Consider the following 22,008-nt stretch of genomic DNA (forward strand, 5'->3'; position numbering starts at 1 on the left):
CTCCTTCTATTCCATATAGCGGAATGATATTCCGCCACTAAGGAAATCGGGCATGATCGGAGGTTGTCAACCTTCCTCTTGACGTCGAGACTTCCGCAAAACAGATGAAAAGCGCCAATCCTCCGCCTCAACAAGATCTTTCCGCATAGCGGAACTCTAGTCTGTATCGCGGATGGGTGGCTATACTCACCGCACGCAGTGGGCCGTCACGCCCACCGTGTGCTCTGTGGAGGGAACCCCATGGCACGCATAGTCTTCGTCGGCGCCGGCAGCGTCGAGTTCACCAAGAACGTCCTCTCCGACATCCTGACATTTCCGGAGCTCGGAGAGTCCAGCCTGGTCCTGCACGACATCGACCCCGAGCGGCTGGCCACGGCCGAGGCCATGGCCAACTGGATGGTCACGGAGCTCGGGCTTGGCGCCAAGGTGGAGGCCCACCTCGACCGCCGAGCCGCCGTGGACGGCGCCGACTACGTGATCAACGAGATCGCCGTAGGCGGGCACGCCGCCACCCGTGTCGACTTCGAGATCCCCCGTCGCTACGGCCTGCGCCAGACGATAGCCGACACCCTCGGCATCGGTGGGATCTTCAGGGCGCTCCGTACGATTCCGGTGATGGTGGGCCTCGGCCACGACCTGGCCGAGCTGGCGCCGCACGCGCTGCTCCTCAACTACACCAATCCGATGGCGATGATCCCCCGCGCCGTCTACCAGGGAACGCCCTTCAAGAACGTCGTCGGCCTCTGCCACTCCGTCCGCGACACCCAGGCCAGGCTGGCCTCGCTGGTGGGCGTGCCGGAGGAGGAGGTCTCCTTCGTCACGGCGGGCGCCAACCACCAGGCGTTCGTGCTGAAGTTCGAGCACAAGGGCCAGAACCTCTACCCGGCGCTGGACGAGGTCATCGCCCGCGACCCCGAGCTGCGCAGGACCGTCAGAGTGGAGATGTACCGCCGCTTCGGCCACTTCCCCACCGAGTCGAGCGAGCACGGCTCGGAGTACCTGCCCTGGTTCCTGCACCACGACGACCAGGTCGAGCACTTCCGCATCCCCGTCGAGATCTACCTGCGCTGGTCGGAGGAGAACCTCGACACCTACGAGGAGACCAGGCGCAGGCTCGCCGCGGGCGAGGGCGTCGAGATCGAGCCGGCCATGGAGCTGGCCTCCGAGGTCATCCACTCCATCGAGACCGGCACGTCGAGGGTCGTCCACGGCAACGTGCGCAACGACGGCCTGATCGCCAACCTGCCCGGCGACGCCTGCGTCGAGGTGCCGTGCCTGGTCGACAGGTCGGGGATGCGTCCGACCAGGATCGGCGAGCTGCCGCCCCAGCTGGCCGCGCTGAACAGGACGTTCCTGAACGTGGGCGACCTGACCGTGAGAGCGGCCCTCGAAGGCCGCCGCGACCACGTCTACCACGCCGCCATGCTCGATCCCAACGCTTCGGCCACGCTCACGCTCCAGCAGATCCACGACCTCGTCGACGAGATGATCGAGGCCCACGGCGAGCTGCTTCCCGAGGGTGTCCGATGAGGCGGGCGCTGGCCGCCGCGGCGGTCCTCACCCTGGTCGCGACCGGCTGCGGCGGCGGCGGCACACAGGACAAGCAGGCGGCGAGCGGTCCAGTCGAGATCACCATCTGGCACGGCCAGGAGGACGCCTCCGCGAAGTCGATCGAGAAGCTGGTCGACCGGTTCAACCAGAGCCACCCGGACATCAAGGTCAACACCGAGTCGGGTGGAGCCACGGCGGACGGCATGCTGCCCAAGATCACCGCGGCGCTCACCTCCGACTCCTACCCGGACATCGCCTACCTCTACGGCTCATGGGCGCCCAACATCGCCAGGAACCCCAAGACGGCCGACCTCACGGAGTTCGTCAAGGACCCCGCCGTCCAATGGAAGGACTTCTGGGCCAGCGAGCGCGAGGCCGTCACCATCGAGGGCAAGGTCATCGGCTTCCCCGCCGTGGTCGACAACATGGTCGTCCTCTACAACAAGAAGGTGCTGGCCAAGGCGGGCCTCCAGCCGCCCAAGGCGGGCTGGACCTGGGACGACTTCAGGGCGATGGCCAAGCAGGCCACCAACGCCCAGGACGGCGTCTTCGGCACCACCTGGCCGATCAGCGGCGGCGAGGAGGCGGTCTGGGGCCTGTGGCCGATGATCTGGCAGGCCGGCGGCGACATCCTCACGCCCGACCACAAGAAGGCGGTCTTCAACTCCGCGGCGGGCCAGCAGGCGCTCGGCAGGCTGCGCGCCATGGCGGTCGACGACAAGTCCGTCTACCTCGACTCCAGCCCCGCGGAGAAGGGGCAGAAGCTGTTCGAGTCCGGCAGGCTCGGCCTGTTCCTGTCGGGGCCGTGGGTGCTGCCCGACCTGCAGGCGGCGAAGGTCGACTACGGCGTCTCGCCATTGCCCGGCACCGACGGCAACCACGAGACCATCTCAGGGCCCGACAACTGGGTGGTCTTCGACCACGACGAGCGCAGGGTCAAGGCCTCGGCCACGTTCCTGGCCTGGCTGACTGCCGCCGAGCAGCAGCTGGTGTGGATGGGTGACACGGGCTCGCTGCCGATCAGGGAGTCGATCACCAAGCTGCCCGGCTACCAGGACTACCTCGACAAGTACCGGGGCATCGACGTGATCTCGGCCAACCTGGCCAACGCCAAGCGGGTCAGGCCGGCGACCACCAGGTACCCGAGGGTGTCCGCCTTCGTGGCCGAGGCCGTCGCGCAGACCCTGCTCGGCAGGAGCGACGTGAAGACGGCGCTCGACGAGGCGGTCGCCAAGTCGGACGCGGCGCTGGCCGTACCTGGATCATGAGCAGCACCGCGGTCAGCGCCTCCACCGCCGCGCACAGGCGCTCGAAGGACCGCAGGAAGCTCGGCGACAACATCGCGGGCTGGTCCTTCGCAGGGCCGGCGACGCTGGTCATCCTGGGGTTCTCGCTGGTGCCCATGGCGTGGGCGCTGGCGCTGTCGTTCACCGACTCCGACCTGATGACGCCAGGGCGCAACGTCGGGCTGGACAACTACCGGGCGCTGCTCGAGGACCCGGTGTTCTTCCAGGCGCTGCGGAACACCGGGCTGCTGCTGATGCTCTACATCCCCGCGTCGCTGGTCGCGGGCCTGCTGGTCGCGGTGCTGCTGAACAGGAAGGTGCGCGGGATAGGGTTCTACCGGACCTGCTTCCTCGTGCCCTACATCGTCTCGGCCACCGCGACGGGCCTGCTCATGGGGTTCATCTTCGACCGCGACTTCGGCCTGGCCAACGGGCTGCTCGCCAAGCTGGGGCTGCCGATCCAGGGGCTGCTCAGCAGCCCCTCGCAGGCGATGTTCGTCCTCACCCTGATCTTCTTCTGGACGCGCTTCGGGTTCTCCGTGGTGATCTACCTGGCCGCGATCCAGGAGATCAGCAGGGAGGTGATGGAGGCCGCCTCGATCGACGGCGCGGGACGGTGGACCACCTTCAGGCACATCATCGTGCCGTCGGTGCGCCCGATGACGATCTTCCTGACGGTCTGGGGCGTGATCGACGCACTGCAGTTCTTCGACCTGGTCATGACCACGACGAAGGGCGGCCCCGCCAACGCGACGGTGACCATCGTCTACTACGTCTGGCAGCTCGCCTTCACCTACTCCACCGCGGGGTACGGCGCCGCCGTGGCCTACGTGCTGTTCGCCGGGACTCTGCTGCTGATCGTCGTGGGCCTGCTGGTGGCGCGGCGGAGGGGGGTCGCGACATGAGACGCCTCCGCCTGCCCAGCAAGTGGCACCTGGTGCTGGCGCCGATGTCGGCGGTGGTCCTGCTGCCGTTCGTCTGGCTGGTGCTCAGTTCCGTGATGACCCAGGCCGAGCTCAACAGGTTCCCTCCGGCGATCTGGCCGGAGGGCGTCGATCTGGACGGCTACCGCACGGTCGTCGAGCGCTCGAACTTCCTGCGCTGGTTCCTCAACAGCGTCGTCGTGTCGGGAGCGATCGTGCTGGCCCAGGTCGTGCTGTGCAGCATGGCGGGCTACGCGTTCGCCAGGATCAGGTTCGTCGGCTCCAAGCTGGTCCTTGTCCTGGTCATCGCCACGGCCTTGATCCCGTTCCAGCTCACGGTGATCCCGACCTTCCTGATGTTCAACCAGATGGGGCTCACCGACACGCTCGGCGCGCTGATCGTGCCGCAGCTCAGCTCGGCGGTGGGCATCTACCTGATGACCTCCTTCTTCCAGTCGTTCCCCAAGGAGCTGGAGGAGGCGGCGCGTATCGACGGCTGCTCGCGCGTCGCGGTGTTCTACCGGGTGGTGCTGCCGGTGGCCAGGCCCGCACTGGCGGCGCTGGCCGTCATCACGTTCATCACGGCGTGGAACGACCTGTTCTGGCCGCTGGTGGCGATCAACTCGGAGGACAACTACACGGTCCAGGTGGGTCTGACGACCTTCCAGGGGCAGCACCGCGCCGACTGGCCGGCGATCATGGCGGGCACGGTGATGACGACGCTGCCGGTGCTGGCGGTCTTCCTCTTCGGCCAGCGCCGCTTCGTCCAGGCGCTGACCGGCGCGGTCAAGGGCTGACGGCTCGGGCGGGGAGCGGCGCGCTCTCCGCCCGAGCTGTCAGATCTTCTCGGCCACCGCCCGCTTCAGGACGTTGCCCACCTCTTCCATCCTGGCGGGGGACATGCGGTCCTTGATCGCGGTCACGCTCACCGCGGCGACGGGCGCGGTCCTGCCCATGAAGACGGGGGCGGCCACGCACCGCACGCCGTACTCGTTCTCCTCCAGGTCGAGCGCGTAGCCGCGCTGCCGTACCTGGTCGAGGTGGGTGGCGAGCTTGCCCGGATGGGTGATCGTGTTACGGGTCCTGGTCGACAGCGGGCCGTACCTTTCGGCCCACGCCCTGATCGCCTCGTCGGTCGGATAGGTCCAGGCCAGCAGCGCCTTGCCGACGCCCGTGCAGTGGGCCGCGTTGCGGCCGCCCACGACCGAGGTCATCGTGATCGAGCGGACCGCCTCGACCTTGTCGAGATAGACGACCTCGCTGCCGTCGAGCATCGCCATGTGCACGGTCTCGGTGAACTCCTCGCTCAGCCGCAGCAGCAGCGGCCGTACGAGCGTGCGCAGGTCCATCGTCTCGTAGAACCTGAAGGCCGTCGCCAGCATCTCGGTGCCGAGGAAGTAGGGGCCGCTCGGCTCGGGCTGGGCGGCGAACCCGCGGTGCTTGAGCGCGCCGAGCAGCCGGTGGAGCGAGCTCTTGGGGAGGCCGAGCCGGGTGGCGAGCTCGTCGAGCGTAACGCCCCTGCTGTGTTTTCCGATCTCCTGCAGGATGAGCAGGGCGCGATCGACGCTGCCGACGGGGGACTGGGCCTCAGCCACTGCACTCTCCTCATGTTCCGCTTTGTGGAATGCTAGCGCGTTATACGGAATTGGGCGCGTTCCGAGCGGTCTTCTCGTTTCCACCGCCGCGGGAATGGGATAGAAACTCCGAGTGATCCCGATCAACGGCGACGACCCTCGGCAGATCGGCCCGTACCGCATCGTGGGCCGGCTGGGAGCGGGCGGAATGGGCGTCGTGTACGCCGGGCTCGGCCCGGACGGCGTACGGATCGCGGTCAAGCTCATCCACGCCTCCTTCGCGGCGGACCCCGAGTTCCGGGCGAGGTTCGCGCGCGAGATCTCCGTTCTGGGGCGCGTGCGAGGCGTGTGCACCGCGCGGATCCTCGCATCCGACGCGAACGCGGCGCGCCCATGGCTGGCCGCCGAGTACGTGCCGGGGCCGACGCTGGAGGAGTACGTCCAGGCGGACGGCCCCCTCCAGGGCGACCGGTGGTTCGGCCTCGTGGCCGGGCTGGCGGAGGCGCTGGCCGCCGTTCACGCCGTGGGCGTCATCCACCGTGACATCAAGCCCTCCAACGTGATCCTCTCGCCGAGCGGCCCCAGGCTCGTGGACTTCGGCATCGCGCGAGCCCTCGACGGGACATCGGTGACCCGGTCGGGGACCCTGATCGGGACTCCGGGATGGGTGAGCCCCGAGGAGTACCGCAGCACGCCGGCCGCGACGGCCGCCGACGTCTACGGCTGGGGGATGCTCGCCGTGTACGCGGCGACGGGCAGGCCGCCGTACGGCACGGGCCGGCCCGAGGTCCTCGCGCTCAGGGTTCTCAACGACCCTGTGGACACCCCGGCGGTCCCCGCGTCCCTGCGCGAGCTGGTCGACAGGACGCTGGCCAAGGAGCCGTTATCCCGGCCCTCCACGCAGGAGGTCATGGAAGCCGTGTCAGGGGCGTGGCGGATCGGCGGGGCCGACGAGCTGACGGCGCGGCTGGACCGCACGTGGGTGCTTCCCGTCGAGGACGTCCCATGGCCCGGGGGCGGCGGCGGTCGCCGGACCGCGATGGCGTACGTGGCGGCCGTGCTCGTCCTGGGCGTGGGGGCGGCCGGCGCCCTCCGGCTCCTGCCGGAGGAGGACCAGCCGTCGACGCGCTCCACCCTCGCCACCACCGCTAGGGCGTCCAGGCCGTCGACGTCCGCGAGCGACTCCACACCACCGTCGCCCGACATCTCGTCGTCGGAGCCCACGCCGTCCTCCGAGCCCACCTCGGCGTCACCGTCCACTCCGGAGCAGTTCGAGCCGCCCCGGACGCCCACCGAGTTGGCCGCCGCCCTCGACCTGGCGCTGGAGGCCAACCCCGCGGCGAGCTTCTCCTTCCAGGGCGGCATCACCCAGAGCAGCGCCCACGCGACGGCGACCGGCCGTACGGTGACCACCGACCACGGTGGGAACGACCTCGACATGCTGGTCGAGGCGGGCGACGACAGACCGAGGGCCCGCTACGTCGTCCTCGACGGCGACACCCTCCACCCCGGTGACGAGCAGGTGTCGGTCCTGCGGCCAGAGAGCCCCGAATGGGTCGCCCTGATGATCGCGGGCACCGCCGGACCGTCGATCATCCGCGAGGTGGTGGCCAACTCCACGCGGATGAGGAGGAGGGGACACACCTACACGGGAACCATGGCCATCGACCAGACGAGCGGGCTCCTTCGCGCCCTCCTCGACTCCTGGTCGGGCGGGGACGTCGAGCGGACGACCCCTCGTTCGTACCTCACCTACAGCCTCTCCACCGACCCTGACGGCAGGCCGGAGCGCTTCAGGCTCACCTGGTGCGTCCCCACCGGCGACAGCGGCATCTACAGATCCGACTTCATCACCACCTACCGCGACTGGCGGTCCGGCGGCCGGATCGACAAGCCGTGACGGGCGGGCGGGGCGCTCTTCGCCTGCCGCTCCCTCGAGTTGACGGCCACGCGCCCCGCGGTCGTGCGAGGGGAGAGGTCGGCTTCGTGTAACTCCACGGTCATCCGCTTATGTCATGATCCACAGGATCTTGTGGGCATTGTTGACAGGAGAAGAATGATCGCACTCGCACGTCGCACGCTGCGCGCCGTACTCGCGGGCGGTCTGACCGCCGCCGTGGTGATCGGCCCGGCGGGCGCGCCGGCGGAGGCGGCCGTGGCCGCCGCCGTATCAGTGGACTTCACCAAGCCGATCCGGACCATCTCGCCCGCCGACATCGGCGTCTCGATCACCGGGTACGGCGAAGGCTCGTACATCACCAACGACGCCAAGCACCGCGAGCACCTGCGCAAGCTGGGTGTGGGCCGCATGCGGCTGGAGCTCCACTACCAGGAGCCTGGAAACCATGACAGCCCGATCATCTGCGGCGGCTACAAGTGCGCCACGGAGGTCTCGGGCGACGCCTGGATCGCCGCCATCCGCGACCTGGGCGCCGAGCCCGTCGTCATCCTCCAGGTGGACGGCCGGCAGAGCGCCGAGGTGAACCGCGGCGACGCGGTGGCCCTCTACAAGCACTTCGCCGCCACCGGCAAGCCGGTCCAGCGCTTCATCCTCGGCAACGAGCTCAACTGCGCGTGCACTCCGGAAAAGCCCGAGATGCCGGCCGGCGAGTACAGCAGGCGCTTCAACCTGATCGCCGACGCGCTGCGGGCGGAAAACCCCGCGGTCAAGGTGGGCGGCCCCGCCACGGCGTGGAACGACCTCGGCTACATCAGGACCTTCCTCGAGGGCTCCCGCGACCGGGTCGACTTCCTCGACTACCACGACTACGGCAACGGCTCCGAGCCCGTCACCGACGAGGCGCTCCTCGGCAGCGTGATCCGTCAGTACGAGACCGACATCAAGGAGGTGAGCGCCCTGGCCGAGTCCGTTCTCGGCAGGAAGGTCGAGCTCCAGATCGGCGAGTTCAACTCCGACTTCGATGACCCCGACGGCCACCGTACGCTGACGCACTTCAACACGCTGTGGGGCGCGGCGGCGCTCGGGCAGATGCTGCACGCGGGCGCCGGCGCCTTCCAGTACGGCGACAAGAACGGCCAGCTCGGCCTGACCAGCACCAAGGGCGAGGGCGGCATCCCGCGCAGCGAGCCGCTGCCGATCTACCACGGCATCGGCATGTACACGGGCGAGGGGCTGTTCAGGCCCTTCGGCAAGACCGTCGTGCAGGCGAGCGCGGACACCGACAAGCTGCACGTGTTCGCCTCCGACCACGCCAAGAACGTGGTCCTGATCAACGTCGGCGCCGACCAGGTCGAGGCGGGCGTGACGCTCACCGGAGTGACGGCGGGGACCGCCGCCGTCTGGCGGAGCACCCAGGACGCCTGGGCCCCGCACAGGACAGGAACCGCCACGATCAGCGGCGGCAAAGCCACCGTCACGCTGCCGGCGGGCTCGGTGACGACGCTGGTGATCGACCAGCAGGGCCTCTCCGCGACCTACTACGACAACGTCGACCTCACCGGGGCCACGGCCACCAGGATCGACTCCACCGTGAACTTCGACTGGGGGCAGGGCGCCCCTCACCCTGCCATCGGCCCCGACACCTTCAGCGTGCGGTGGACGGGGAAGGTGGTGGCCGACAAGGCCGAGACCTACACCTTCGTCACCACCACCGACGACGGGGTGCGGCTGTGGGTGGACGGCAAGGCGCTCATCGACAACTGGACCGACCACTCCAAGCGTGACGACACCGGCCAGATCGCGCTGAGCGCGGGGCCGCACGACATCAGGATGGAGTTCTACGACAGGGGCTACGACGCCATCGCCGAACTGCGCTGGTCGAGCCCGAGCATCCCGCGCCAGGTCATCCCGGCCGACAAGCTGCTGGCGGGCTAGGAGCCGGCCGTACCGGCCTCCGCGGCGGCGAGCGGCCGGCGCGGAGGCATCAGCGGCGCCTCGACGCGGCCGGGCGGACCCGTCAGCGGGCTGGGCCGACCACCGGCGCCCACTCCCTGACGCGGGTCACCTCCACACCGGGCGTGCGGTAGTACGGATCGGCCTCGAGCACGCGCGCGACCTCCGCGCGCTCGCCGGTGAAGACCAGGAGCGCGCCCGAGTCGTCCGCCCACGGCCCCGCCGCGAGCAGGCGCCCCTCCTCGTGGAGCCGAGCGAGGAACGACCGGTGCGCGGGACGCGCGGCAAGCCGTTCGGGGGTGGCAGTGAAAGCCAGCTCAAGGATCACCATGCGGCCGAGAGTATGGTCGGACGATGGCGAGTTCAGTATCAGCCGATACACCGGCGCCATGGCGGGCGCTGGCCGCCGTCCCGCTGCTGGCGACGCTGCCTGAAGACCGTCTTCGTGCGCTGTGGCGCGACTCGCTGCCGCGCCGCCATCACCCGGGAGAGGTGCTGCGCGGCATCGCCGATCCGGCCGAGCACCTGCTCGTGCTGTTGCGCGGCAGGGTCTGCGCCACCGCGGGCACGTCCGCGGGCAGGGTCGTCCGCTTCGGCGAGTGGGCAGGGCCGTGTGCGCTGGACAAGGTCGCCGTGATCGACGGCCGCGGCCACACGGCCACGCTCACGGCGATCACCGCCTGCAGCGTGCGCAGCCTTCCCCGCGCCCGGTTCGAGGAGCTGGTCGACGACGTGCCCTCGGTACGCCGGCACGTCCTGCGCCTCCTCGCCGAGCATGCCAGGCGGCAACAGGAGCGGTTCGCCGACGCCGCCATGCTCCCCGTGGAGGCCAGGCTGGCCACCTGGCTGCTGGCGCGGGCCGCGGCGTCCCCTCACGCGCGGGTCGAGCTGCCGGGAACCCAGCAGGAGCTCGCCGACCTGCTGGGGACGACCCGGGTGACGGTCAACCGCGCACTCTCCACCCTGCGCCGCGACGGATTGGTCGAGGTCACCCGCCGCACCGTCGCGGTCCTCGCGCCCGAGCTCCTCGCCTTGCGCGCCCACGCCCCCTCGCGCCGCGAGGCACAGCGGTGAACCCCGGTCGGCGGTCATCGGTCCTCGCTCCCTGCGGCACGCGCACGTTGTCGAGAGTCGCGGCGCGGATGGTCCCCCTGTAGGGCCGCCCGTCGAGCACGGACCTGGCGTCGGACGGCGCGGGCGTCACTCCGGCTTCCACCGGGAGAACGCCGCCTGCACCTCATGAGGTGCGTGGGCGAGGGCGGCCTCGTCGGGTTCGGCCGGAGTGACGCGGGGGAGGTGGACGACGATGTCGTAGGCGTCCATGGGGCTCACGCCGCTGTAGTACGTGCCGTGACGCTGCCGGGAGACGGCCCGTACGGCTGCGGCGTCGGCCGGCGACAGGCGCCGCAGGTCGGTCGCGAAGAGCCCGTCGTGGCAGGCGGCCATGAGCGCGTCGAGGCTGCCGGGCTGGGGTGCCCCCTCCAGCTCCGTGAAGAGCGTGCCGGCATAGAAGTCGGGCGAGGTGTTGAGCGTCTGGCCGCTCGCCGAGGTCGTGCCGATGACCAGATAGTCCTCGCCCAGCCGATCGGCCAGGTGCATGCCCATCGACGTCGAAGGGGACACGCCGGGAACGGCGCTGGGCCAGCGTTGGACGTGGCCGTTGTGGGCGGCGAGGACGATCCGGCCCTCCCTGCCCAGGATCCACTCGACCGTGTCCGCGATCGTGGCCTCGCGGTCGAGCATCATCCCGTGCTGGTCGCCGCGAGCCAGTTCCCGCAGCATCGCGTCGAGGGTGATCGTGATGCTCAGCGAACGGAGCGCGCGCTCGTAGGCGTCGGCTGCCGTCCCCCTGAGGTAGTCGAGACGCCTGGCCGTCATGCGGGCCCTGAGATCGGCCAGGCCCGCCGTCAGCGCGTCCCTCGTCGCGGGCGCCAGCTGCCCGTAGGCGGAGAAGGCCGCGGGTGCGGAGAACGCCGACGTCGCCGCGAAGGCGGCGGCCGTCTCCCGGATGTGCGGATCGGCCTGGAACCCGGGATCGGCCTGCGCGAGGTAGGCGATCACCGCGTCCAGGCCGGGCAGCAGGGACACCATCGAGCCCGGCATGTCGATCCCGTAGAAGCCGACGGGGTGCGCGGTGGTGCGATTGTGCCGCCGCATCCACTCCAGGTGGGCGCGCATCTGCTTCCACAGCCCCATCAGCGACGTCATGCCGTTCGCCATGACATGGCCGAGCTGCTCCTCGCCGCCCCTGACCCAGGTGTCGGGCAGCCGTCCTTCGACGAACCCCGACTCGGTCGCGTAGGCGCTGAAGCCGTGCCGTTCGACCAGATAGCGCAGCAGGCGGTGGCGGAGGTCGTAGAACTCGCGGTTGTAGTGCGCGCTCTCTCCGATCGCCACCACCCGCGCGTCGCCGATCGCCAGGTCCAGCCATTCGAGATCGTCCAGCGGTGCGGCCGGGTCGAGCGTGGACAGCGGTATCACCGCCTCGTCACTCAGCCTGGCGGATGTCGTCAAAGGTTTCGCGGTCACAGCCGGCTCCTTGCTTTCCCATTTTTGGGAACGGTACCAGATGTGGGACCATGTGACGATGGACATGCTTGGCCTGCTCCTGCACCCGGTGCGGCTGCGCATCGTGCACGCCATGTCGGGAGAGCGCACCCGCACCACGTCCGACCTGTGCGCGCGCCTGCCCGACGTCCCCAAGACCACCGTGTACCGGCACGTCGGCCTGCTGGCCGAGGCGGGAGTGCTGGAGGTGGAGAGCGAGCAGCGGGTGCACGGCGCCGTCGAACGGCGCTACCGGCTGCGCAGGGAGCGGGCGGTGATCGACCGTGACGCGGCCGCGTCGATGTCCCTGGACGACCACCGCCACGGGTTCACCGCCGCCATGGCCGCGCTGCTGGCCGAGTTCGACGCCTACCTCGACAGGGAGCGCGCGGACCCGACCGCTGACTCGGTGTCCTACCGGCAGTTCCCGCTCTGGCTCAACCAGGACGAACTCGCCGAGCTGATCGGCGACATCACCGGCGCCATCGTGTCAAAGATGCACAACAAGCCCGCGCCGGACCGCAGCCCCCATCTGCTGAGCACGATCCTGTTCCCGACCGAGGAGCCGCCGCCGCGTCCGAGCGGGTGAAGGGGCCCTGCTGCCCGCACGGGATCCACGCACTGTGGATGCATCGGTGGCTGTCCGACGCCATTGACGTCGAGGAGCTCGAGTCTCGTTACGCCCGGCCGCTCTACACGGCGATCCTCGAGACGCTGAAGCCAGGGGTGGCCGCGGGATACATCGGCTCTGATGTCGATCTGGAGTACGTGCTGCACGCGCTGATGTGGTGCGTGCACGGCTTCGGGCAGGGCGGGGTGCCCGACAGCGGACGCAACGGATTCTCCGACCCGCGGGCGCTGCACCGCTTCAGGGCCAACATGCACCAGATGGTCCATCGGGCCCTCCGCCTGCCGGAGGACTACGAACCGCGGTTCTGATCCGCATCACGTCAGAGGCCCCGTGACAGTCGCGACATCCAGCTGCGACCCTCGACGCATGGAAGAACTGATCAAGGCGTTGACGGAGGGCGAAAGCCGGATCATCGCCCTCGTGCCCGAGATCGACGGGCTGGAGGGCGCGGGCGTCACCACGGCCGCGGCCACGGCCTGCGCCGATCCCCGGGTCGTGAAGCGCTTCCCCAACGGCATCGCCTGGTTGAGCGTGGGCGCCGACCGGGCGGAGATGCTGACGGACCAGATGGTCGATCGAGCTTTCGAGGTGAACGGCGAGAGCGACCCTGACATGGACTGGCTCGATGCCTTCTCGACCGGCCGGCTCATGGACGGCGGCGAGTGGCCGGGCCCGCCGGGAGACGGACTGCTGGTGTTGGACGGGCTGCGCGATCCCTACCTGCCCCTCGCGGCCCTGGTCATCGCCGACCGCGTCAGCGTGCTGGTCACCGCCAGATCCGCCCGCGTGCTGCCCGACGACATCCCGGTCATCGCTCTGCCCGTACCGCGCTGGCCGCTGCTGGAGCGACTGTCGGGCGAACTCGGCGTCCGTCCCGCGCGGGAGCCCGACCTGAATGATCCACGCTCGCGTGCCGCGGCCGTGCGCGAGGTGCTGGGCGCCGGGCTGGCCGGGCTGAGACTGCCGGGCAGCGTGGCCCGCCTGACAGAGCTCGGCGTCTTCGCCGACGAGGCCAACATCCCCGCAGGGCTCGTGCGGCTGCTGTGGAAGCGCACCGCCGAGCTGGAACCGCTCGACTGCGAGCTCACGCTGACCGGGCTGAGCGCGCTCGGCGTGCTCTCCCGCGCGCCGGACCGCGAGGTGGTGATGATCCCCGACGTGATCCGCGGCCACCTGCGAGCGGAGCTGGCGGCCGCAGGATCCGGCGAGGTCCACCGCGCCCTGATGGAGGCCGTCGTCGAGGCCCCCCACACGGCGTTCTCCCCGGAGGACGCCAGGTATTTCCTCTCCTATCTGCCCGACCACGCGGCACAGGCAGGTGACGAGGTGTCCGACATCGTCTGCGACGGGGCGTGGCTCGCCCGCAAGCTGAACCGTTTCGGCATCGCGGCCGTGGAGCAGGACCTCATGCGGGCAGGGACACCGCTGGCCGAGCGGCTGCGCCGTACTCTCGCCCAGAGCATGACCGTGCTGGAGCGGCCGGAGCTGGTGGCGCCCCCGCTGCCGACGGTGGCGGCCACGCTCGCCTGCCGCCTGTACGGGATCCCCGAGACGGCTGACGAGATGAAGATGCTGCTCAGCCGGCTCGGCGCCGCCTGGCTGGAGTGCCTCTGGGCCCCGCCCGACCTTCCCCATCCGGCGCTGCGCCGGGTCATGGGCCGCGCCGAGCCGCTGAGCGGAGTGGCGATCAGTCCCGACGGGTCCTGGCTGGCGACGGCGGGCGGCAACGGCAGGGTCAGGATCTGGAACCTTGACGGCAGCGTCGAAGCCACGCTCTCCGGTCACGACGACGACGTCAACGACGTGGCGATCGCGCCGGACGGCACGTGGCTGGCCACCGCGGGCGACGACGAGACCGTGCGGCTCTGGGACGACGACGGGACGGAGCGGGCCGTCCTGCACGGGCACGAGGGCGCCGTGCGGCGCGTGGTGATCGCACCGGACGGCAGCTGGCTCGTCTCGTGCGCCGACGACCTGTGGGCCTGGTCGGCGGACGGCACCCCGCTGTGGCGGGTGGACATGACGATCATGTCGGACTCCAAGCCGGTCATCGGTGCGGACAGCTCCTGGGTCGCGTATGTGGACGAGGAACGCGAGAGCGTGCTGGTGTGGACGCGCGAGGGCAGCCTGCGCGCCGAGCTGGCCGATGGTGAGGAGGGTGCCCAGTACGTCGCCGCGCACCCGGCCCGCGACCTGCTGATCACAGAACACTGGGACGGCTGGATGCGGATGTGGAGCCCGGACGGCGTGCCGCTTGGCGCGATCGAGACGGACGGGCTCATCTTCGGCGCCCTGACCGCGGCGCCCGACGGGTCCATGGTCGCGGGGGAGGGGTCGGGCAGCGACGTCCTCCTGCGGACCCTCGAACCGCTCACCGACTCGCGCCTCACCGGGCACAGCACGCCCCCGAGTGACGTCGCCTTCAGCCCGGACGGCACCTGGCTTGCCAGCGTCAGCGACGACGCCACCGTCCGCCTCTGGGACGCCGGCGGCGGCCTGCCCGTGCCCGACGAGCACCTGCGCCGCGAGTCGGTCCGCTCGCTCGCCGTCGCGGGCGACGGCAGCGTGCTGGTCACCACGGGCTATCGCGGGCTGACCTTCCGCGACGCGGAGGGCCGCGCGCTGCGTGCCGTCCACGACGAGGAACGGTTCGACGCGGTGGCAATCAGCGCCGACGGCTCCGCGCTCGCCGCCGTCGACGACGAGGACGGCCTGCTGTGGCTGCTGGATCGCGACGGCGCGATCCGCCATCAGGTACGGCTCAGCGAGCCGGGCACCGCGCTGGCCATCGCGCCCGACGGCTCCTGGGCCGCCGTGGCGACGGAGAACGAACTCGGATTCTGGGAGGCCGACGGCCGGCTACGGACCGAGGTGCCCGTCGCGGGGGCGGAGTACCTGGCCATGGCGCCCGACGGCAGCTGGCTGGCCGCCGCCCGCTCCGACCACGTGCTGCTCTTCGACGCGCGGGGGCGGCGGCTGGGCCCGGCGTTGGGCGCGGGCGACGAGATCACGGGACTGGCGCTCTCCCCGCGCGGCGACTGGGTCGCCGCCACCACCGGGCAGGGCGCGATCCTGCGGTGGGACCGCGAGGGCAGGCTCCTGGCCGAGCTTGAGGCGGCAGCGGCGGCCACCCACCTGGCGGTGGGCCCGTTCGGGTCGTGGCTGGCCACGGTGTGCCTCGACGACGCGGTGCGGGTGTGGGATGTGCAGGCGGGCGAGTGCATCGCGGCGATCCACCTGGAGTCCGGGCTGGACGAGTGCGCGTGGACCCCGCGGAACCCGCTCTACGTGTACGGGGTGGGCCGAGGCTCCACGCGGTTCGCCTGCGCCTGCCTACCAGTAGCTAGCGGGCCCATGCTCATGGTCGCAGGGTGTGGCGGACCTTCGCCGACGACCGCGTGCGCCCAGCGGTCGTTGGAACCGACTGGGCGCGGTGTTCCAGTGGGCTCAGGAAAGCGTGCGCAGCTCCGCTCCCACGATGCACGTCGATCCAGCTGCGGTAGTGGGTCACGTCGGTCAGATCCGACGCCGGGACCGCCGCTCGGGGTTGGTGGAGCAGCCCGCGCCGCCGTTCCTCCGGTCTACTCGTAGTCGTCCGCCGTCCGCGAAGGTCGCCGAGGCAGTCCCACCTGTCGGCCACTGCGGATCTGCGGGCCTCCCGGATGTCACCGTGCAGGGCCTGCGCAGCCCGCCCGCGGCTGTCGCCGGTGCCACACTCGGCACCTCGGCGGCGACCAGGTCGGAGCAATTAGCCGTCGGGCACGCGCACGGTTTGTCGAGCTCCTGCAGCTGCCGAGGCTCGCAGGAGGGGGGTCCTCACCCGTCCTCGCAAGACCAGGGCCCAGACGATGACGCGGCGTCGGCTGGCTGACCTTCCCCGCGGTCGTCGCGCGATGCGGATGGGCTGGAGGGAGGACCTTCCGGTCCAGCTGGACCAGCTAGGATGTCGATCTGTGATCGCCGGCGCCCCGCGTTGTCGCCAGCCGGGATGGGTGACGACCCGCTTGACGCTGGCGACCTCTCCGCCCTTTGCCTTCTCTCAGGGAGCCGACCCGCCACCAGAGTCCTGCCGGGGCCTTCTGAAGGCCCCTTGCAGTGGGCGGCTCGGTGACGAACCAGTCCGAGGCGATGAGGAGCCGCCGCAGAGTGATCAGGCCGTGGCTCCCTCCGCAGCTGGAAGGAGACCATCGAACGAGTAGGGCTCCGTCACGGGCCCTTCCACCGATGATGGCGGGCGGCCCGCGCCGGGGCGGCGGCCGGCTGACTGCGCCCACGCCGGGGGCGGCGGCTGTGGCGGCGGCGGTGGCGACGGGCGCCAGCACGAGGCCGGCGGCCATGAGGGCGGCGAGCACCGCTGATCGCCTGCGAGTTGCCTTGAACACACACATCTCCATCAGTTGAGGGGTATGGCTGGAGCTTGACGGATGGACGCCGCTTTTGTCCAGCTTTCGACCGGTTCGCACCGAAAACGAAGGATACGCAACGTTATCTATGCCTTTGGCAGATTTTGGGGTGAAGCCGCCAGCGGAACGCGCGACCGAGAGCTCCGGGGCAGGAGGTCTTCGTGGTGCGGTAGCCGCGGCTGGGCGGCTGACCTGTCCGGCGAAACGTCGATAATCCTCATATGGAAAGCTGCCTGGCCACCTCCGAGAACGCCGAGGTCGGAGTGCTCGTCCTGGGCGGATCCAGCGGACGCGTCGACGCGGGCCGCTGCGCGCTGCTGGCCGCGCACGGGATGACCGCGATGTCCATCCGCTGGTTCGGCGGACCGGGTCAGGCGCCCGGCATCTGCGAGGTGCCGCTGGAGACCTTCGTGTCCGCGCTCGACCTGCTGGCCGCGACGGGAGTGTCCCGGCTGGCCGTTCTCGGCCTGTCCAAGGGCGCGGAGGCGGCGCTGATGCTGGCGTGCGTCGAGCCGCGGGTCCAGGCGGTGGTCGCCCTTTCGCCCTCATCGGTCGTCTGGGCCAACGTCGGGCCGGGGCCGGACGGCGTCACCGTGCCGTACCGCTCATCGTGGACATGGCGCGGGCGACCCGTCCCCTTCGCCCCCTACCCCGCGCAGTGGCCGACGGAAGGGCCGCCCACCTCGTTCCGCGCGTTCTACGAACGCGGCCTGGCCGCAGCGCCTCCCGAGGCGGCCATTCCGCTGGAACGCACTCGGGCGGAGGTCCTCCTGGTGGCGGGCGGCGACGACCTCATGTGGCCGTCGCTCGTCTTCGCCGACGCGCTGGCCGAACGCCGCGAGGTCCGCATCGTCAGCCACCCGTCGGCGGGGCACCGCCCGCTCTTTCCCGGCGAGGCTGCGCCTCCGCCCTCGCCGTCCTATCTGTACGGCGGATCGCCCGAGGCCGATGCCGCCCTGGGGGCGACGGCCTGGCCCTCCATCGTGGACATGCTGACTTAGCCGAGTGCACGACCGCGTCCTCGCGGTCCTAGGCGGTGGCAGGGGAGAAGGCCGCCTCGAGGACGTCGGTGAAGACTCCCGCGGTGGGGTTGCCCCAGTCGCCGTTGACGCTCTGGGCGGTCACCTGCTCGCCGTCGCGGGTCCCGTACAGGTAGGACCAGGTGCCGGTGATCATGCCGCCGTGGCCGTAGACGGTGGTGCCGCTGGGCAGTGTGACCGAGGAGATGCCCAGGCCGTAGCTGTAGCCGTCCAGCCATGTGCCGTCGGGGACGGGGGTCATCGTGAACATTTCCTCCTGCTGGACGGCGGGCAGGAGCCAGCCCTTCAGGAGCGCGCCGAGGAAGGCGTTGAGGTCCGAGGCGGTGGAGATGATCTCGCCGACCCCGAAGGCGTACGACGGGTTCAGCTCGGTCATGTCGTGGACGGGAGCGTCGGTGTCGGGAAGCATCAGCCTGGAGTAGGTGCGAGTGTGCGGGCCGCGGAAGCCGGCCTCGTGGCCGGGGGCGTAGGTGCCGGTCAGCCTGAGCGGGCGGGCGATGCGGCGCTCGAGGGCCTCGGCGTAGGGCATGCCTGCCGCCTTCTCGACGATCATGGCGGCGAGGACGAAGTTGGTGTTGGAGTAGCCCCAGCCCTCGCCGGGCTGGAAGTCGGCGGGGTTGGACACGGCGATCTTCACCAGCTCTTCGGGGGTCAGCGTGTCGAAGCGGTGTGCCAGCAACTCGGGGCCCCAGTACCGCTCCAGCATGGTCGCGTCCAGGGTGTAGCCGAAGACGCCGCTGGTGTGGTTGAGAAGCTGCCGGATGGCGATCTTCGAGCCGTCGTGGCCGTTGCCCTGCACCAGGCCGGGCAGCCACTGCTCCACCGTGTCGTCCAGGCTCAGTCTGTGCTCGGCCGCCAGTTGCAGCACCAGGGTGGCGGTGAAGGTCTTGGTGATGCTGCCGACGCGGAACTGGTCCTGCGCCGTGGCCTGGCGACCGGTCGTGGCGTCGGCCGTGCCCGCCGTACCGAACCAGTGCTGATTGCCGTCGCGGACCTCGGCGAGCATGCCGGGGTAGCCCTCCTGCGTCACGGCGCGGTCGAGCAGGCGCTGAAGCTGGGTCGTGTCCATCGGAATCTCCTCAAAAGTGCGGGGGAAGGTCGCTGATCTTCGCGACACCGCAAAAGTTACGTTGCATGCAAGGAATCGTCAATCATAGTTATGTGAAGCAACGGCGTTTATACAGGTCATAGCTATGGAATCGTTGCATGATGGTTGCCGCTTAATGCAACCCGGCGTCGCCGAGTTGCATATGGGTGCGGGTGGGCGCACACTGTCTCTTGCTCAGGCAGGCCCATCGCGACGAAGAGCGGACGACGATGCCCGGAGACAGGCTCACCCACCAGGACCGCAGGCAGATCGCCGCAGGACTGGCCGACGGGCTCACCTACGCCGAGATCGCCAGGCGCCTGGATCGGCCGACCTCGACCGTCACCCGCGAGGTGATGCGCAACGGCGGCCCCGGCACCTACCAGGCAGATCAGGCTCACCGGGCCGTCGAACGGCGCATGCACCGGCGCAGGACCACCTCACCCGCGGCGGCACGGGAGGGCGCCGAGTCGTGGGGGCGTGACCCCGAGACGGTGCGCGAGGTGGCCACACGGCTCACCGACCTGCTGGTCCAGACAGGGCTTCCCCAGATGATGGCCAAGGTGCTGGCCTGCCTGTACAGCACCGACACCGGCAGCCTCACCTCCGCCGAGCTCGTGCAACGCCTGCTGGTCAGCCCGGCCTCGATCTCCAAAGCCGTCGGCTACCTCGAAGACCAGGAGCTGATCAGACGCGAACGCGACCCCCGCCGAAGGGCCGAGCGGTACGTCATCGACGACGACGTCTGGTTCCAGGCCATGCTGGCCAGCGCCCGCACCAACGCCCTGCTGGCCGCCACCGCCAGGGACAGCGCGCAGTCCCTCGGTGCGACCACGCCCGCGGGCGTCCGGCTGGAGAACATGAGCCAGTTCCTGGCCCGCGTCGGCGACGACCTGGTCCGCTCCGCCGAGCACTGGCGCGCGGTCTACTCCAGGCCGGAGACGACCGAGAACGGGTGACGGCGCGCGGGTAGGCGTCCGATAGCTTGTGCGGTGTGATCGGCGCTGTGGTGATCGACGTGGACGACACGCTCTGCCTCACCGAGGCGGTCTGCTTCGAGCTGGAGAACGAGGTGCTGGCCCGCATCGGTCGCGCGCCGATGTCGCGTGCCGTGCACCTGTCCACATGGGGACAGCCCCTGCTCGAGGCGATGCACGAGCGGTCGCCCGGGGTGGACCTGGACAGTTTCACGGCTGCCTATCACGTCGTGCTCAGGGAGTACGTCGGGGACGGACGCCTGGATGTCATCGCGCCGGAGAACCTCGCCGCGCTCGACGAGCTCGCAGTCGCGGGTCGCAGCCTCATGCTGCTGACATCGCGTACCGAAGCGGAGGTCGAGCACCTGCTCGCTCCTGACCACGTGCTCGCGGGCCGGCTCACCGCCGCCTACCACGCGGGCAACATGCGCTTCGGGAAGCCCGACGCCCGCGCCTTCGACGAGCTCCTCGCGGCCACCGGACTGCGACCGGGCCAGTGCGTGTACGTCGGCGATTCGCCCGGAGACGCGCAGGCCGCCAACGGCGCGGGCCTGCGCTTCGTCGCGTGCCTGCAAAGCGGTGTCAGGTGGCGCGACGACTTCGCCGCTCACCACGTCGACGCGTTCATCGACGCGTTCCCTGACGTGGTCCAAGCCGTGGCACGTCTCGAAGGCGTCCGTGCTCCCTCGCCGCCCGAGGTGCGGTCCAGCACCCTGTGACAGGTGTGCGTCAGATCACAACCCCGCATGTCACAGCCGTCCTTCCTCGATCCGTCTGAAGCGCGAAGGCGGAAGAAAGGACGGATCATGACAGCAGGTCGTTTCGTCAAGGTCGTCACGGTGCTGGCCGCGATGTCCATGCTGGTCACCGGGGTGTGGGCGCGGGTGGACCCCGCGAGCTTCGCCGAGTGGGCCAACTGGCCGAACCATGTGCACTTCCTGCACGACGCGGGTGTGTTCCAGATCGCCATCGGTCTGATGCTGCTGTGCGCGCTGTGGTGGCGCGACGTCGTGGTGGTGGTGCTGGCGGGCTTCGTGTTCGCCAACACCTTCCACGCGTTCAACCACGCGGTCGACCTCGAGCTCGGTGGCGGCAACGCCGGCGACCCGTGGGCGTTGCTGGCGGTCTCGGTGGTGGCCGCGGCGGGGCTCGCCGTCAGGCTGCGCACGCTTCACAACCGCAGGAACGCCAAGGAAGGGGCGAGCGCGTGAACGTCCTGCTCGCGGGGGCCACCGGCACGCTGGGTTCGGTCCTGGTCCGCCACCTGCTCGCCGCCGGTCATTCGGTGCTGGGCATCACGAGGTCAGGCGGCGGCGCCCGGCGGCTCGCCGAGGCGGGGGCCGTGCCGGTGGTGGCGGACATGATGGACCGCGAGGCGCTGCTGGCCGCGCTCGACGGCCGGCAGGCGGACGCGGTCGTCCACGAGGCCACCGCGATCACCGGCCTGCCGCTGTTCCACCGCGCCCTCTACGCCACCGACGCCCTGCGCGACCGCGGCACCGCCCACCTCCTCGAGGCGGCGAAGCTGGTGGGCGCGCACAGGTTCGTCACCCAGTCGTTCTTCCTGGGGTACGGCTACCGCGACCACGGCGAGGCCCCCGTCACCGAGGAGCGCCCCTTCGCCGAGCCCGGCCAGGGCGCCTTCGACCCCCACATGCGCTCGATGCGCGCCAACGAGGAGCAGGTGTTCGGCGCGCCGGGCATCGAGGGGATCTCCCTGCGCTACGGGATGTTCTACGGTCCCGAGGCGTCGACCAGGAAGCTCATGGACATGACCAGGAAGCGGATGCTTCCCGTTCCGGACCCTGCGGGAACCGTCTCGCTCATCCACATCGAGGACGCCGCCTCCGCCACGGTGGCCGCCCTCGAACGCGGCGTGGCCGGCCGGCCGTACAACGTCGCCGACGACCATCCCGTCCGCTTCGACGACTACGTCAGGGCCCTCGCGGCGGCGGCCGGCGCGCCCGCTCCGCTGCGGTTGCCCAGCGCCCTGCTGCGCCCGATGCCGTACATGTACGCGCTGATGGTGGGGACGCGCATCCGGCTGAGCTCCGAGCGGGCGAAGCGCGAGCTGGGCTGGGCGCCCGCCTACCCCTCCTACCGCGAAGGGCTCACGTTCTCGACGTAGCCGCATGT

The 22,008-nt window shown here is 70.3% G+C and carries 19 protein-coding genes; 15 read left to right on the forward strand and 4 right to left on the reverse strand.

What is annotated here, in order from left to right; all coding sequences use genetic code 11:
• Nucleotides 1-240: 240 nt before the first annotated feature.
• The 4 genes from melA to ABFX55_RS48340 are packed head-to-tail and all read left to right on the forward strand — an operon-like array spanning nucleotide 241 to nucleotide 4,557.
• Entirely contained in the window at nucleotides 241-1,530 is a 1,290-nt protein-coding gene (gene melA, locus ABFX55_RS48325) for an alpha-glucosidase/alpha-galactosidase (protein WP_346130844.1), read from the forward strand.
• Nucleotides 1,527-2,819 carry an ABC transporter substrate-binding protein gene (locus tag ABFX55_RS48330; protein ID WP_346130846.1) on the forward strand — a complete coding sequence of 431 codons (1,293 nt, stop codon included), beginning with the start codon at nucleotides 1,527-1,529 and terminating at the stop codon, nucleotides 2,817-2,819. The genes melA and ABFX55_RS48330 overlap by 4 nt, the downstream gene beginning before the upstream one ends.
• Nucleotides 2,816-3,742 carry a carbohydrate ABC transporter permease gene (locus ABFX55_RS48335; RefSeq protein ID WP_346130847.1) on the forward strand — a complete coding sequence of 309 codons (927 nt, stop codon included), beginning with the start codon at nucleotides 2,816-2,818 and terminating at the stop codon, nucleotides 3,740-3,742. Before ABFX55_RS48330 ends, ABFX55_RS48335 begins: the two co-directional genes overlap by 4 nt.
• Nucleotides 3,739-4,557, forward strand: coding sequence for a carbohydrate ABC transporter permease (locus ABFX55_RS48340; protein ID WP_346130848.1), 819 nt, complete (start codon nucleotides 3,739-3,741; stop codon nucleotides 4,555-4,557). Before ABFX55_RS48335 ends, ABFX55_RS48340 begins: the two co-directional genes overlap by 4 nt.
• 39 nt (nucleotides 4,558-4,596) lie before the next feature.
• On the opposite strand, the gene ABFX55_RS48345 is transcribed toward ABFX55_RS48340, so the two are convergent.
• Nucleotides 4,597-5,355, reverse strand: a complete 759-nt coding sequence (locus tag ABFX55_RS48345; protein WP_183658184.1) for an IclR family transcriptional regulator — start codon at nucleotides 5,353-5,355, stop codon at nucleotides 4,597-4,599.
• A gap of 112 nt (nucleotides 5,356-5,467) precedes the next feature.
• Between ABFX55_RS48345 and ABFX55_RS48350 the strand changes: the two genes are divergently transcribed.
• On the forward strand, nucleotides 5,468-7,234 hold the full coding sequence (locus tag ABFX55_RS48350; protein WP_346130850.1) for a serine/threonine protein kinase: 1,767 nt from the start codon (nucleotides 5,468-5,470) through the stop codon (nucleotides 7,232-7,234).
• Between the two features lie 156 nt (nucleotides 7,235-7,390).
• Complete coding sequence (locus ABFX55_RS48355) at nucleotides 7,391-9,169, forward strand: PA14 domain-containing protein (protein WP_346130852.1); 1,779 nt, start codon at nucleotides 7,391-7,393, stop codon at nucleotides 9,167-9,169.
• An 82-nt stretch (nucleotides 9,170-9,251) separates the two neighbouring features.
• On the opposite strand, the gene ABFX55_RS48360 is transcribed toward ABFX55_RS48355, so the two are convergent.
• The gene (locus ABFX55_RS48360; protein ID WP_346130854.1) at nucleotides 9,252-9,518 is read right to left on the reverse strand and encodes a YciI family protein; all 267 of its coding nucleotides are present in this window, start codon (nucleotides 9,516-9,518) and stop codon (nucleotides 9,252-9,254) included.
• Nucleotides 9,519-9,541: 23 nt separating this feature from the next.
• Here ABFX55_RS48360 and ABFX55_RS48365 point away from each other — a divergent pair, with 23 nt between their 5' ends.
• The gene (locus ABFX55_RS48365; protein ID WP_346130856.1) at nucleotides 9,542-10,261 is read left to right on the forward strand and encodes a Crp/Fnr family transcriptional regulator; all 720 of its coding nucleotides are present in this window, start codon (nucleotides 9,542-9,544) and stop codon (nucleotides 10,259-10,261) included.
• Between the two features lie 126 nt (nucleotides 10,262-10,387).
• Here ABFX55_RS48365 and ABFX55_RS48370 read toward each other — a convergent pair whose 3' ends face one another.
• Nucleotides 10,388-11,716, reverse strand: coding sequence for an erythromycin esterase family protein (locus ABFX55_RS48370; protein ID WP_346130857.1), 1,329 nt, complete (start codon nucleotides 11,714-11,716; stop codon nucleotides 10,388-10,390).
• A gap of 58 nt (nucleotides 11,717-11,774) precedes the next feature.
• Between ABFX55_RS48370 and ABFX55_RS48375 the strand changes: the two genes are divergently transcribed.
• From ABFX55_RS48375 to ABFX55_RS48390, 4 genes are all read left to right on the forward strand, one after another.
• Entirely contained in the window at nucleotides 11,775-12,323 is a 549-nt protein-coding gene (locus tag ABFX55_RS48375; protein WP_346130859.1) for a helix-turn-helix domain-containing protein, read from the forward strand.
• A 38-nt stretch (nucleotides 12,324-12,361) separates the two neighbouring features.
• Nucleotides 12,362-12,673, forward strand: coding sequence for a hypothetical protein (locus tag ABFX55_RS48380; protein ID WP_346130861.1), 312 nt, complete (start codon nucleotides 12,362-12,364; stop codon nucleotides 12,671-12,673).
• Between the two features lie 58 nt (nucleotides 12,674-12,731).
• Nucleotides 12,732-15,956, forward strand: coding sequence for a WD40 repeat domain-containing protein (locus ABFX55_RS48385; protein ID WP_346130863.1), 3,225 nt, complete (start codon nucleotides 12,732-12,734; stop codon nucleotides 15,954-15,956).
• A gap of 1,033 nt (nucleotides 15,957-16,989) precedes the next feature.
• Complete coding sequence (locus tag ABFX55_RS48390; RefSeq protein ID WP_346130865.1) at nucleotides 16,990-17,769, forward strand: acyl-CoA thioester hydrolase/BAAT C-terminal domain-containing protein; 780 nt, start codon at nucleotides 16,990-16,992, stop codon at nucleotides 17,767-17,769.
• A 28-nt stretch (nucleotides 17,770-17,797) separates the two neighbouring features.
• Here ABFX55_RS48390 and ABFX55_RS48395 read toward each other — a convergent pair whose 3' ends face one another.
• Nucleotides 17,798-18,877, reverse strand: coding sequence for a serine hydrolase domain-containing protein (locus ABFX55_RS48395; RefSeq protein WP_346130867.1), 1,080 nt, complete (start codon nucleotides 18,875-18,877; stop codon nucleotides 17,798-17,800).
• A gap of 248 nt (nucleotides 18,878-19,125) precedes the next feature.
• Here ABFX55_RS48395 and ABFX55_RS48400 point away from each other — a divergent pair, with 248 nt between their 5' ends.
• From ABFX55_RS48400 to ABFX55_RS48415, 4 genes are all read left to right on the forward strand, one after another.
• Complete coding sequence (locus ABFX55_RS48400) at nucleotides 19,126-19,854, forward strand: helix-turn-helix domain-containing protein (protein WP_346130869.1); 729 nt, start codon at nucleotides 19,126-19,128, stop codon at nucleotides 19,852-19,854.
• Nucleotides 19,855-19,889: 35 nt separating this feature from the next.
• Nucleotides 19,890-20,591 (forward strand): HAD family hydrolase, encoded by a 702-nt coding sequence (locus ABFX55_RS48405; RefSeq protein ID WP_346130871.1) that lies wholly within the window; start codon nucleotides 19,890-19,892, stop codon nucleotides 20,589-20,591.
• Between the two features lie 87 nt (nucleotides 20,592-20,678).
• Nucleotides 20,679-21,083: a hypothetical protein gene (locus tag ABFX55_RS48410; RefSeq protein WP_346130873.1), complete on the forward strand. Its 405-nt coding sequence runs from the start codon at nucleotides 20,679-20,681 to the stop codon at nucleotides 21,081-21,083.
• Nucleotides 21,080-22,000: an NAD-dependent epimerase/dehydratase family protein gene (locus ABFX55_RS48415; protein WP_346130875.1), complete on the forward strand. Its 921-nt coding sequence runs from the start codon at nucleotides 21,080-21,082 to the stop codon at nucleotides 21,998-22,000. Before ABFX55_RS48410 ends, ABFX55_RS48415 begins: the two co-directional genes overlap by 4 nt.
• Nucleotides 22,001-22,008: the final 8 nt, after the last annotated feature.

The sequence above is a fragment of the Nonomuraea roseola genome, assembly GCF_039535395.1.
GTDB lineage: Bacteria > Actinomycetota > Actinomycetes > Streptosporangiales > Streptosporangiaceae > Nonomuraea > Nonomuraea roseola.

Coding starts and splice junctions, on each gene's coding strand:
- ABFX55_RS48360 (WP_346130854.1), bottom strand. CDS start 9,518: ATGGTGATCCTTGAGCTGGCTTTCACTGCCACCCCCGAACGGCTTGCC.
- melA (WP_346130844.1), top strand. CDS start 241: ATGGCACGCATAGTCTTCGTCGGCGCCGGCAGCGTCGAGTTCACCAAG.
- ABFX55_RS48390 (WP_346130865.1), top strand. CDS start 16,990: ATGGAAAGCTGCCTGGCCACCTCCGAGAACGCCGAGGTCGGAGTGCTC.
- ABFX55_RS48340 (WP_346130848.1), top strand. CDS start 3,739: ATGAGACGCCTCCGCCTGCCCAGCAAGTGGCACCTGGTGCTGGCGCCG.
- ABFX55_RS48355 (WP_346130852.1), top strand. CDS start 7,391: ATGATCGCACTCGCACGTCGCACGCTGCGCGCCGTACTCGCGGGCGGT.
- ABFX55_RS48365 (WP_346130856.1), top strand. CDS start 9,542: ATGGCGAGTTCAGTATCAGCCGATACACCGGCGCCATGGCGGGCGCTG.
- ABFX55_RS48375 (WP_346130859.1), top strand. CDS start 11,775: ATGGACATGCTTGGCCTGCTCCTGCACCCGGTGCGGCTGCGCATCGTG.
- ABFX55_RS48410 (WP_346130873.1), top strand. CDS start 20,679: ATGACAGCAGGTCGTTTCGTCAAGGTCGTCACGGTGCTGGCCGCGATG.
- ABFX55_RS48335 (WP_346130847.1), top strand. CDS start 2,816: ATGAGCAGCACCGCGGTCAGCGCCTCCACCGCCGCGCACAGGCGCTCG.
- ABFX55_RS48395 (WP_346130867.1), bottom strand. CDS start 18,877: ATGGACACGACCCAGCTTCAGCGCCTGCTCGACCGCGCCGTGACGCAG.
- ABFX55_RS48380 (WP_346130861.1), top strand. CDS start 12,362: ATGCATCGGTGGCTGTCCGACGCCATTGACGTCGAGGAGCTCGAGTCT.
- ABFX55_RS48400 (WP_346130869.1), top strand. CDS start 19,126: ATGCCCGGAGACAGGCTCACCCACCAGGACCGCAGGCAGATCGCCGCA.
- ABFX55_RS48330 (WP_346130846.1), top strand. CDS start 1,527: ATGAGGCGGGCGCTGGCCGCCGCGGCGGTCCTCACCCTGGTCGCGACC.
- ABFX55_RS48385 (WP_346130863.1), top strand. CDS start 12,732: ATGGAAGAACTGATCAAGGCGTTGACGGAGGGCGAAAGCCGGATCATC.